The organism is Stutzerimonas stutzeri (assembly GCF_000219605.1).
Classification (GTDB): domain Bacteria; phylum Pseudomonadota; class Gammaproteobacteria; order Pseudomonadales; family Pseudomonadaceae; genus Stutzerimonas; species Stutzerimonas stutzeri.
In genome coordinates, this window is sequence record NC_015740.1 from 4121101 (window position 1) to 4132483 (window position 11383).

The 11383-nt window shown below is 67.2% G+C and carries 9 protein-coding genes; 4 read left to right on the plus strand and 5 right to left on the minus strand.

The window, feature by feature from the left end:
* Positions 1-37 precede the first annotated feature (37 nt).
* The gene (locus PSTAB_RS18980; protein WP_013984245.1) at positions 38-571 is read left to right on the plus strand and encodes a sterol desaturase family protein; all 534 of its coding nucleotides are present in this window, start codon (positions 38-40) and stop codon (positions 569-571) included.
* On the opposite strand, the gene PSTAB_RS18985 is transcribed toward PSTAB_RS18980, so the two are convergent.
* Genes PSTAB_RS18985 through fni form a run of 5 tightly spaced genes read right to left on the minus strand, consistent with a single transcriptional unit; the run spans position 531 to position 6470 of the window.
* Complete coding sequence (locus tag PSTAB_RS18985) at positions 531-1457, minus strand: phytoene/squalene synthase family protein (RefSeq protein ID WP_013984246.1); 927 nt, start codon at positions 1455-1457, stop codon at positions 531-533. The genes PSTAB_RS18980 and PSTAB_RS18985 overlap by 41 nt on opposite strands.
* Positions 1454-2971 (minus strand): phytoene desaturase, encoded by a 1518-nt coding sequence (locus PSTAB_RS18990; RefSeq protein ID WP_013984247.1) that lies wholly within the window; start codon positions 2969-2971, stop codon positions 1454-1456. Before PSTAB_RS18990 ends, PSTAB_RS18985 begins: the two co-directional genes overlap by 4 nt.
* The gene (gene crtY / locus PSTAB_RS18995; RefSeq protein WP_013984248.1) at positions 2968-4134 is read right to left on the minus strand and encodes a lycopene beta-cyclase CrtY; all 1167 of its coding nucleotides are present in this window, start codon (positions 4132-4134) and stop codon (positions 2968-2970) included. Before crtY ends, PSTAB_RS18990 begins: the two co-directional genes overlap by 4 nt.
* Positions 4124-5410 carry a glycosyltransferase gene (locus PSTAB_RS19000; RefSeq protein ID WP_013984249.1) on the minus strand — a complete coding sequence of 429 codons (1287 nt, stop codon included), beginning with the start codon at positions 5408-5410 and terminating at the stop codon, positions 4124-4126. Before PSTAB_RS19000 ends, crtY begins: the two co-directional genes overlap by 11 nt.
* A gap of 19 nt (positions 5411-5429) precedes the next feature.
* Positions 5430-6470, minus strand: a complete 1041-nt coding sequence (fni, locus tag PSTAB_RS19005; RefSeq protein WP_013984250.1) for a type 2 isopentenyl-diphosphate Delta-isomerase — start codon at positions 6468-6470, stop codon at positions 5430-5432.
* Positions 6471-6628: 158 nt separating this feature from the next.
* Here fni and PSTAB_RS19010 point away from each other — a divergent pair, with 158 nt between their 5' ends.
* The 3 genes from PSTAB_RS19010 to PSTAB_RS19020 all read left to right on the plus strand — a co-directional run bounded on the left by PSTAB_RS19010 (position 6629) and on the right by PSTAB_RS19020 (position 11305).
* Positions 6629-7519: a polyprenyl synthetase family protein gene (locus PSTAB_RS19010; protein WP_041772011.1), complete on the plus strand. Its 891-nt coding sequence runs from the start codon at positions 6629-6631 to the stop codon at positions 7517-7519.
* A gap of 102 nt (positions 7520-7621) precedes the next feature.
* A complete protein-coding gene (locus tag PSTAB_RS19015) occupies positions 7622-9424 on the plus strand; it encodes an acyl-CoA dehydrogenase (RefSeq protein WP_013984252.1) in 1803 nt (600 codons plus the stop codon).
* Positions 9425-9559: 135 nt separating this feature from the next.
* Positions 9560-11305 (plus strand): potassium/proton antiporter, encoded by a 1746-nt coding sequence (locus PSTAB_RS19020; RefSeq protein ID WP_013984253.1) that lies wholly within the window; start codon positions 9560-9562, stop codon positions 11303-11305.
* Positions 11306-11383: the final 78 nt, after the last annotated feature.

Here is an 11383-nt window from a genome sequence, read left to right on the forward strand (position 1 = left end):
GGCGTAGAATCGACCGCACGTCACACGGAATCCCGTCATGAGTCCACTGACCAATACGCTCGTCTTCCTGGCCACCCTGGCCGGCATGGAAGTCTTCGCCTGGTGGGCGCACAAGTACGTGATGCACGGCTGGGGCTGGGGCTGGCACAAGTCGCACCACGAGCCGCGCAACGGCTGGTTCGAGAAGAACGACCTCTATGCGGTGGTGTTCGCTGGCGTGGCGATCCTGCTGATCGCCCTGGGCACGGCCGGTTATCACCCGCTGGAATGGATCGGCGCCGGGATGACGGCCTACGGTTTTCTCTATTTCGTCGCTCATGACGGGCTGGTCCATCACCGCTGGCCGCTGCGCTACGTGCCGCGCAACGGCTATCTCAAGCGGCTGTATCAGGCGCACCGTCTGCACCATGCGGTCGAAGGAAAGGAGCGCTGCGTATCCTTCGGCTTTCTCTACGCGCCGCCGCTGCCGGTGCTCAAGCGCCAGCTGCGCGAGCTGCACGACGGGCCGCTGCGCAAGCACCAGGGTGCATCTAGCGAGGACGTCTCCAGAGATCGTCAGAACGCGGCCTGACCTGCATCCGCCGCGAGGCCAGCGCCAGCACGCCGCCCCCCAGCAGGAACTGCAGCTTCTGCCCTTTGCTGGTCGACACCCGCGCATCCCAGGCCGCCGCGCCGCGCGCTTTCACCTCGACGCCGATCTGCCGGTAGACGCCATGAGCCGTGGCGATCGACCAGGCCGAGCGTAACGGCAGGTCGCGCAGGCCCTGAGACGCAGAGCGATAGTAGGGCTCGGCCAGATCCACCAGTCGCGCCGCCAGCGTCGCCAACGCGGCACGATGCTGAGGCAGCGCGACCTCGTCCTCCGGAATACCCACCTCCGCCAGCCACTCGACCGGCAGATAGACGCGCCCGATCTGCGCATCCTCGACGATATCGCGGGCGATGTTGGTCAGCTGAAAGGCCAAGCCCAGATCACAGGCGCGATCCAGCGTCGGCTCCGCTTCGGCGCCCATCACCCGCGCCATCATCAGGCCCACCACGCCGGCAACCCGGTAGCAGTACAGCAGGGTGTCGTCGAGGGTCTGGTAGCGGTAGCCCTGCACATCCATGCGAAAACCCGCCAGATGCTCCAGCGGATGGGCCTTGGGAATCCGATGACGCTGGATCACCTGCTGGAAGGCGGCGAACGCAGGATCGGCCATCGGCTCGCCGGCGTAGGCGCGCTCGGTGAGATCGACCAGCTCGGCCAGCCGCGCCTCACCGCTGTTGCGATCGCCCTCGACCTGGCCATGCCCCAGCGTCTGGCCGTCGATCACATCGTCGCAATGACGGCACCAGGCGTAGAGCATCACCGCGCTCTGGCGGGTGCGCTCGTCGAACAGCTTTGCCGCCGCGGCGAAGCTCTTGGAGCCGACGTTGATCGCCTGAGTGGAGTGATCGATGACCTGATCGTTCATCCGGCCTGCTCCTTCAACATGAAGTCCTCCAGCATCAGCCCGGCGGTGGCCTTGGCCGAACCGACGACCCCCGGCACGCCGGCACCCGGGTGAGTGCCGGCGCCGACGATATAGAGGTTGGGAATCACGTCGTCGCGGTTGTGCGGGCGGAACCAGGCGCTCTGGGTGAGGATCGGCTCCAGCGAAAATGCCGAGCCCAGATGGGCGTTGAGCTCGTCGCGAAAATCCTGCGGCGTGAAGATCCGGTGGGTCACCAGATCGCCACGCAGCCCCGGCATGTAGTGCCGCTCCAGGTACTCGAAGATGCGGTCGCGGTACTTCGGGCCTTCCTCCGCCCAGTCGATATCCGCCGTGCCCAAGTGCGGCACCGGCGCCAGCACGTAATGGCTGGCGCAGCCTTCCGGCGCCAGCGAAGGATCGGTGACGCAGGGCGCGTGCAGGTAGAGGGAAAAGTCGTCTGCCAGCGTCTCGCGCTTGAAGATCTCGTCGATCAGCTCGCGGTAACGCGGGCCGAAGCACACCGTGTGATGCTGCAGGTGCTCATGACGGCGCTTGAGACCGAAATGGATGACGAACAGGGACATCGAGAAACGCTTGCCGGAGAGCCGTTTGGCCTCGTCGCGACCACGCGCCTCATGCCCGAGCAGCTGCTTGTAGGTGTTGACCACATCCGCGTTGGACGCCACCGCATCGGTGTCGAAGCGGCGACCGTCACCCGTGATCACGGCCTTCGCGCGTCCGGCCTCCAGCTCGATCCGCGCGACCTCGGCGTTCAGCTCCAGCCTGCCGCCCAGATCCTCGAACAGCCGGACCATCCCCTGCACCAGCGCCCCGGTGCCGCCGCGGGGAAACCAGACACCGCCCTGGCGCTCCAGGGCATGGATCAGCGCGTAGATGGACGAGGTCTCGAACGGATTGCCGCCCACCAGCAGCGAGTGAAAGGACAGCGCCTGGCGCAGCCGGTCGTTCTCCACGAACTTGGCCACCATGCTGTACACGTTGCGCCAGGCCTGCAGCTTGGCCAGCTGCGGCGCGACGCCGATCATGCTGCGAAACGACAGGAAGGGCACAGTGCCGAGCTTGACGTAGCCCTCCTCGTACACCGCCCGCGAATAGGCGAGAAAGCGCTGATAGCCGGCCACGTCACGAGGGTTGAGCGCGTGGATCTGCCGGTCCAGCTGGGCCTGGTCGTTGACGTAGTCGAAGCTGTAGCCGTCCTCCCAGCACAGCCGGTAGAAGGGGCTGACCGGCAGCAACTCGACATAGTCGGCCATGCGCTTGCCGGCGCCGCTGAAGAGTTCTTCCAACGCCGGCGGATCGGTGATCACCGTCGGCCCGGCATCGAAGGTGAAGCCCTGGTCGTGGTAGACGTAGGCGCGGCCGCCCGGCTTGTCGCGCTTCTCCAGCAGCGTCGTCTGGACGCCGGCGCGCTGCAGGCGGATCGCCAACGCCAGCCCGCCGAAACCGGCACCGATCACCACCGCCCGCCTCACACCGCCTGTTGCCTGGTTCATCGTCTGTCCTTGTGCAGATTGCTGGCGGCCAGCGCCCGCAGCGCCTCGCCCACCGGCACGGGAGGTTTGCCCGAGACGATGCGCAAGCGGTCCCAGGCAGTCAGCTCGGCCGCATAGAAGCGCTGGATCAGCGGTTCGCGCAGCCGGTAGAAACGCTGCATCACCGCCCAGCGGCGATCCGCCGGGCCGGCCATGAACAGCATGCGATTGAGCAGGCGGAAGAAGCCGCGCCGGCGCCACTGCAGCGTGGAATAGTCGCGAATCGCGGCGAACAGGCTGCCTGCATCCCAGCGATCGAGGGCGACCAGGTGATCGGCCAGGCGCACCGCATCGGGCAGCGAATAGCCCGTGGTGGGGTGGAACAGCGCGGCCGACAGTCCGCTCTGCGGCACGCCACGCGCCTCGCCCCAGAACGCCGCGATATCGCCGGACAGCACGATGGGCAGCACGCCCTGCTCTTCGCGCAGCACCTCGCGGATCGCCCAGCCGCGGCCCTCGGCGTAGCGCTGGATATTGGCGCGCAGTGCCTCCGGCGCCACCGCATCGCCGTCGGCGTAGTAGGTGTCTTCGATCAGCAGGCTGTCGACGCTGAGCGGCAGCACGTAGACGAAGCGATAGCCGTCTTTCTGGGCGACGCTGGCGTCCATGATGATCGGCACCCGCAGGCCATGGGGCTGCTGCAGACGCAACTCCTGGCCGAGAAACTTCTGGAAGCCCAGCGCCAGCTGAGCGCTGCGCCGCACGCCGCGCCCGTCGATCACCGCCCCGGCCTCCAGGCTCTGCCCGCCGACCAGCTGAACGCGTTGCGGCTCGACCGCGGACACCTCCACGCCCAGGCGAATTTGCCCGCCGAGCTCAGCCATCAGGTGCTGATGAAAGCGCGACGAGAAAATGCTCGCGTAGCCGCTGCCGAGCTGCCGTCGCAGGGCGGGAAAGATCACCTCGTAACCCGGCCAGTGCTGCTCCACCAACGGCGCCAGCCAGGCCTGCTGCGCCGGGGTCAGGTCGTGCTGGTGGAACGACCAGGTGTGGTTGCCGCCGAGGGTTTCGCCCTGCTCCAGGAGCAGCACGCGCAGCTCCGGCCGCTGCTGGCGCAAGCGCAGGGCCAGCAACCCGTTGGCCAGGCCACCGCCGACCAGGATCAGGTCTGCATCAGGCGTCATCGGCCACCTCCGACCGAGGCCGAACGCAGCCGAGCGCGCTTTCGATCAGCTCGGCGGCGCGGGCCGCGCCACCGGCCTGGCGAACCTCTTCACCGAGCGCCGCGGCACGCTGGCGGAAGGACGCTTCGTCGAGCAGCCGCCGCAGCGCATGGGCGATACGCGCCGGGCTGGCCAGCGCCGGAAGCAGGCACAGCCCGACGCCGGCGTGCTCGATACGCGCGGCAACACCGGGCTGGTCGAAGGCGATCGGCAGCGCCAGCATCGGCACACCCGCCTCCAAGGCATCGAGCACGGTGTTCAGCCCGGCATGAGTCACCACGGCCGACGCCTGCGCCAGCACGGCCCGCTGCGGCGCGAAGTCGGTGACCCAGCATGCGCCTTCCTGCCGGAGCCTGGCGGCCGCTGCGGCATCCAGCCCACCGCAATGGGCGATCAACAGCTGCACATCGAGCCGCCGACAGGCGCGGGCGATATTGCGCAACAGGCCGTAGCGGTGGCCCTGCAGCGTGCCCAGCGAGGCGAAGACGAAAGGCCGTGCGCGGTCCAGCGGCCACTCAAGCCCGGCCGCCATCGGCAGCGGCTGGCGCAGCGGGCCGAGCGCATGGAAGTGTGGCGGCAGGGCCTGCCGCGGAAAGTCGAAGCCGTTCACCGTCTGGCTGATCTGCAGCAGCGGCGACAGACAGTCGCTCAGGCTCGTGCGTCTGGCCAGGCCGAACGCCCGGCAATAGCGCTCGATCACTTCGCCGTGCGACCGCATCAGCCGATCGTAGACGCCGCTGCTGTGCCGGTTGAGCTGCTCGCCCCAGTCCGTGGCCCGGTAGCGCCAGGGCATCACCGGCAGCGGCACCAGCGGCTCGCGGTTGAACGGCAGGGCGCAGGCGATGGAAACGAATGGCAGCCCGAGGTGCTCGGCCAGCAGCGCACCGGCCGGCTCCATCTGGTCGGCCAGCACCGCCTCCACTTCCAGCGCTCGCAACACGGCAGGCGCCTCGCGGCAGAACAGCTCGGTGCTCGCCGCCATGTCGGCGATCACCCGGCGAATGCCGAACGGTCCGGGACTGGCGGCACGACGCACCACCGCGGCCAGCGAGCCCGGCGGATGGGTGTCGCTACCGATGGCGGCGAAGCCCACCGCGGGCAGGTCCAGCAGCGCACCGACATCGGCCTGCTGGATAAAGGTCACACGGTGGCCATGTTGCTGCAGCTGCCAGGCGATCGCCTCGAACGCCCGCAAATGGCTGAGGAAGGGCGGCGCAATTGCCGCAAAATGTGTCATCGGAGCGCCGGGCCGCGCATCAGCAGGCGGACAGCTGCAGCAGCCGCGCCTGTCGCAGCCCGGCGAGATCGGCCGAGCCGGTACAGAAACAGGCGATGCGCAACTGCTCGATCAGCACTTCGAAATGGCTGATCACCGCCTCGCTGCTGTGCATCGCCGCCTGCAACACGCCGGCCGCCTGCCCCACCAGATCGGCGCCCAGGCAGATCGCCTTGGCCGCCTCGACGCCATCGCGGATACCGCCGGAAGCGATCAGCGGCGTGTTCGGGCAGGCCTCGCGCACCGCCAGCAGTGCCTGCGCCGTGGGTATGCCCCAATCGGCGAAGGCCTCGGCAATGGCCTGCTGGCTGGCGTCTGCCGCCCGCGCGGCCTCTACCGCAGCCCAACTGGTGCCGCCGGCACCGGCCACATCGATGGCGGCCACCCCGGCATCGACTAGTCGCCGGGCCACCGCCGCGGATATTCCCGCGCCGACTTCCTTGATCACCACCGGAACCGGCAGGCGCGCGGCCAGCGCCTCGATCGCCTGCAGCACGCCGCGCCAGTCCCGATCGCCACCGGTCTGCACGGCCTCCTGCAGCGGGTTGAGGTGCACGATCAGCGCGTCGCCTTCGATCATCTCCACCGCCCGCCGCGCCTCGTCCACGCCATAGCCCCGAACCAGCTGGGCGGCGCCGAAGTTGGCCAGCAGCAGGATGTCCGGCGCCAGCTGGCGCAACTGGCCGGTGAGGCCCTGATCGCCGGCGGTTTCCAGCGCCACCCGCTGCGAACCCACGGCCATCGCAATGCCCAGCTGCTGGGCGGCCTCGGCCAGATGCGCATTGATCGCCGCCGAGCGCGCCGCGCCACCGGTCATGGAGCTGATCAGCAAGGGCGCGCGCAGGCGCCGTCCGAACAGCGCCGTCTGCAGGTCGATCTGGTCCAGGTGCAACTCGGGCAGGGCGCAGTGCTCAAAGCGGAAGGCGCCGAAACCGGTCCCTGTCGCGGCGATGGTGCGGGTGGGGTCGAGGACGATGTCCAGATGATCGTTCTTGCGGCTGACCAGCGACTGCTTGCTCATGGAAATCGGCTCCCGGGAAGACTTCTTTGGACGTAAAGCCCTGAAAAAAGTGCTATACGACGGCACGACTTGTACAACTTTTTGTCAAACCGTCCAATAGTTGTACAACATTATCCGCAACCCTGGTGCTCGGACTGGGGCGCAGCGAGGGCAACGCCATGCAAACGCAGAACTCCAGTCTCCCGCTTCCGCAATGCGACAACCTGCTGCGCCTGCGCCGACAGGTCGACGAGCGACTGGCGCTGCGCCTGCCATTTCCGGAATCGGAGCTGGACACCGTCACCCAGGCCCTGCGCGAAGGCACCCTGGCTCCCGGCAAGCGGCTCAGGCCGTTGCTGCTTCTGCTGGCACTGGGCGATCTGGATGCCGATCCGGCGATCGGTCTGGATCCGGCCTGCGCGCTGGAGATGATCCATGCCGCCTCGCTGTTTCTCGACGACATGCCCTGCATGGACAATGCCAGCCTGCGCCGCGGCCAGCCGACCATCCACCTGCGCTTCGGCGAGGATGTCGCCGTGCTCGCCTCGGTGGCTCTGCTCAGCCATGCCTACGGCATCACCGCCATGGCACCGAGCCTGAGCCCGCGCCAGCGCAACGATGCGGTCGCACTCTTGGCCAGGGCGGTGGGCGCGCAGGGGCTGGTCCGCGGCCAGTTCCGCGACCTGCACGGCACAGGGCAGGCGCAGCAGCTGGATGCGGTAATCGCCACCAATCAACTGAAGACCGGCTCACTGTTCACCGCCGCACTGGAGCTGGCGGCCTTGCTGGTCGGTGCCGACCGCGCGCTGACCGCGCACCTGCGCGGTTTCGCCAGCGAGCTGGGCATGGCCTTTCAACTGCTCGACGACATCGCCGACGGCCTGAGCCCCGAGCAGACCGGCAAGGACTGCCAGCAGGATCGGGCCAAGGCCACGGTGGTGTCGCTGCTCGGTCCCCAGGCCGCGCGCCAGCAACTGGCAACGCATCGCGAAGCGGCACTGATGCACCTGGAAGCGGCCGGGCTGGCCGAGGGCGAACTCGCCTCGCTGATGCGTCAGTTGCTCGGCTAGGAGGAGGTCGCCCGTGTTGACGCTCCATCAGTGCAATGGATGGAGCTAGGCAATGGAAAACGGGCGTCCTTAGACTCGGGCCGATAGAAATGGAGGTTGACCATGACCGAGACCCTGCTCTGCCCGCGCAACCTGGCCTTCGAACTCTACGAGGTGCTGGACGCCGAGGCCCTGACGCGCCGCGAGCGCTTCGCCGATCACAGCCGCGAAACCTTCGATGCCGCCATCGGCACCGCCCGCAGCATCGCCGAGAAATATTTCGCGCCGCACAACCGCAAGTCCGACGAGCACGAGCCGGTCTACCAGAACGGCGAGGCGGTGCTGATCCCGGAAGTCAAACCAGCGGTCGACGCCTTTATCGAGGCGGGTTTCCACAATGCCCAGCGCAGTTTCGACGACGGCGGCATGCAGCTGCCCAACCTGCTGTCGCGTGCCTGCTTCGCCCACTTCCAGTCGGCCAACATCGCCACCAGCTCCTACCCGATGCTGAGCATGGGCGCCTCGCACCTGATCGAGACCTTCGGTTCCGAGGAGCAGAAGCGGCGCTTCCTGCAGCCTATGCTCGAGGGCCGTTTCTTCGGCACCATGGCGCTCACCGAGCCGCATGCCGGCTCCTCGCTATCGGACATCCGCACCCGCGCCGAACCGGCGGGCGACGGTAGCTACCGGCTCAAGGGCAACAAGATCTTCATCTCCGGCGGCGACCACCCGCTGTCGGAAAACATCGTGCACATGGTGCTGGCCAAGCTGCCGGACGCACCGCCCGGGGTTAAGGGCATCAGCCTGTTCATCGTGCCGAAGTTCCTGGTCAACGACGACGGCTCGCTGGGCGAACGCAACGACGTGCTGCTGGCCGGCCTGTTCCACAAGATGGGCTGGCGCGGCACCACCAGCACCGCGTTGAACTTCGGCGACAACGGCAACTGCGTCGGCTACCTGGTAGGCGAGCCGCACAAGGGCCTGGCCTACATGTTCCAGATGATGAACGAGGCGCGCATCGGCGTCGGCATGGGCGCGATCATGCTCGGCTACGCCGGCTACCTCTACTCGCTGAACTACGCCCGCGAGCGTCCGCAGGGCCGCCTGCCGGACGGCAAGGACCCGGCGTCGACCCAGGTGCCGATCATCGAGCACACCGACGTCAAGCGCATGCTGCTGACGCAGAAGGCCTACGTCGAGGGCGCCTTCGACCTCGGCCTGTATTCCGCGCGGCTGGTGGACGACGAGCACACCGCGGAAAGCGAGGAGGCGCGGCGCAGTGCGGCGGAATTGCTCGACCTGCTCACCCCCATCGTCAAGTCCTGGCCATCGGAGTTCTGCCTGAAGGCCAACGAACTGGCGATCCAGATCCTCGGCGGCCACGGCTACACCCGCGAGTACCCGGTGGAGCAGTACTACCGCGACAACCGCCTCAACCCGATCCATGAAGGTACTCACGGTATCCAGTCGCTGGACCTGCTCGGCCGCAAGCTGATGCAGAACAAGGGCGCCGGCCTGCGCCAGCTGCTCGGGCTGATCCAGGACTGCTGCCAGCGCGCCGCCGAATACGACTCGCTCGGTGCCTTGCGCCAGCCACTGGAACAGCACGTCGCCCGGCTGACCAGCGTGACCCAGGCGCTCCTGGGCGACCTGATGGCAGGGAAGGTCAACCAGGCGCTGGCCAACTCGGCGCTGTATCTGAAGGTGTTCGGCCACGCAGTGATCGGCTGGCGCTGGCTGGAACAGGCACTGCGTGCCGAGCGCGGGTTGGCCGAGGGCAATCCGGCAGATGCCGACTTCTACCGCGGCAAGCTGCAGGCCGCACGCTACTTCCTCAGCTGGGAAGTACCGGCTTGCGAGCACGAGCTGGCCATCCTCGAAACACGCGACGATACCTGCCTCTCCATGCAGGACGCCTGGTTCTAGCGTACGCCATACATGCTGTTACAGCGCCCCGCTCATGCGGGGCGTTTTTTTGACAGGCAGTCAAATCATCAGGTTAGAATCGCTGGCATATCCCGTGCATGGGCACGCGGCAGCTTTCTCTAGTGGAGACTTCATTTGGACGTCGGCAGCATCAACCACCTGTTCTTTATCGGTGCCTTGTTGGTGGCGGCGAGTATCCTGATGAGCTCGCTTTCGGCGCGACTCGGTGTGCCGATCCTGGTGATTTTTCTTGGCGTCGGCATGCTTGCCGGGGTCGATGGCGTCGGCGGTATCGTCTTCGAGGACTACCGCCTGGCCTTCATCATCAGCAACCTGGCGCTGGCGATAATCCTGCTCGATGGCGGCATGCGCACCCGCACCGCTACCTTCCGCGTCGCGCTGAAACCGGCATTCTCGCTAGCAACCCTGGGCGTGGCGATCACCTCCGGCTTCACCGGACTGGCCGCGGCCTGGCTGTTCGATTTGCCGTTGCTGCAGGGCTTGCTGATCGGTGCGATCGTCGGCTCCACCGATGCCGCCGTGGTGTTCAATCTTCTCAACGGCAAGGGCCTGAACGAGCGGGTCGGTTCGACGCTGGAAATCGAATCGGGCAGCAACGACCCGATGGCGATGTTCCTCACCGTCGCGCTGATAGACATGCTGCTCGCCGGGCAAACCACCTTCGGCTGGGACTTCCTGCTGACTCTGCTGCAGCAATTCGGCATCGGCACCGTGCTCGGATTGGCTGGCGGCTGGCTGCTGCTGCAGCTGATCAACCGGCTGTCGGTGGCCGACGGCCTCTATCCGCTGCTGGCGGTGGCCGGCGGCCTGATGATCTTCGCCCTGTCCGGCGCCATCGGCGGCAGCGGCATCCTGGCGATCTATGTCTGCGGCCTGCTACTGGGCAACCGGCCGATCCGCAACCGCCACGGCATCCTGCACATGTTCGATGGCCTGGCCTGGCTCAGCCAGATCGGCATGTTCCTGGTGCTCGGCCTGCTGCTCACGCCCAGCGAGCTGCTGCCCATTGCCATCCCGGCGCTGCTGCTGTCGCTGTGGATGATCCTCTTCGCCCGGCCGCTGGCGGTGTTCGTCAGCCTGCTGCCGTTTCGCAGCTTCCACCTGCGCGAGCGCCTGTTCATCTCCTGGATCGGCCTGCGCGGCGCGGTGCCGGTGATCCTCGCGGTGTTCCCGCTGATGGCCGGGCTGGAAAATGCCCAGCTGTTCTTCAACGTGGCGTTCTTCATCGTCCTCGTATCGCTGCTGCTGCAGGGCTCGACGCTGGCCTGGGCGGCGAAGAAGGCCAAGGTGGAAGTCCCGCCGTCGCCGATGCCTGTTTCACGTACCGGCCTGCAGGTGCACACCACCAGCCAGTGGGAGATATTCGTCTACCGCCTGAGCGCCAGCAAATGGTGCGTCGGCGCCGCACTGCGGGAACTGAAGATGCCCCCGGGCACGCGCATTGCCGCCCTGTTCCGCGGCAAGGAGCTGCTGCACCCGTCGGGCAGTACCCGCCTGCAGGTGGATGACATCCTCTGCGTGATCGGCCATGACGAAGACTTGCCGGCCCTTGGCAAGCTGTTCAGCCAGGCGCCCACGCGCGGCCAGGACCTGCGTTTCTTCGGCGACTTCATCCTCGAAGGCGATGCCCAGCTCAATGCCATCGCCGCGCTCTACGGGCTCAAGCTCGGCGAGGTGGATGGCGAGCAGACCATCGGTGACTTCATGGCCGAGCAGGTCGGCGGCCGGCCGGTGGTCGGCGACCAGGTCGAATGGAACGGCCTGACCTGGACCGTGGCGGCGATGGACGCGGGCGAGGTGCGCAAGGTCGGCCTGAAGTTTCCGGAGGGCGACAAGCCCGGCCCGCAGCTGATGTTCTAGCGTCTGGGGCGGTCCACCGATCGCCCCGTTTCGCCGGCTAGCGAACCGGCGCCGCGAACCACTGCATTGCTGCGAACC

Coding starts and splice junctions, on each gene's coding strand:
- PSTAB_RS19015 (WP_013984252.1), top strand. CDS start 7,622: ATGACCGAGACCCTGCTCTGCCCGCGCAACCTGGCCTTCGAACTCTAC.
- PSTAB_RS19010 (WP_041772011.1), top strand. CDS start 6,629: ATGCAAACGCAGAACTCCAGTCTCCCGCTTCCGCAATGCGACAACCTG.
- crtY (WP_013984248.1), bottom strand. CDS start 4,134: ATGACGCCTGATGCAGACCTGATCCTGGTCGGCGGTGGCCTGGCCAAC.
- PSTAB_RS18990 (WP_013984247.1), bottom strand. CDS start 2,971: ATGAACCAGGCAACAGGCGGTGTGAGGCGGGCGGTGGTGATCGGTGCC.
- PSTAB_RS18985 (WP_013984246.1), bottom strand. CDS start 1,457: ATGAACGATCAGGTCATCGATCACTCCACTCAGGCGATCAACGTCGGC.
- PSTAB_RS19000 (WP_013984249.1), bottom strand. CDS start 5,410: ATGACACATTTTGCGGCAATTGCGCCGCCCTTCCTCAGCCATTTGCGG.
- PSTAB_RS18980 (WP_013984245.1), top strand. CDS start 38: ATGAGTCCACTGACCAATACGCTCGTCTTCCTGGCCACCCTGGCCGGC.
- fni (WP_013984250.1), bottom strand. CDS start 6,470: ATGAGCAAGCAGTCGCTGGTCAGCCGCAAGAACGATCATCTGGACATC.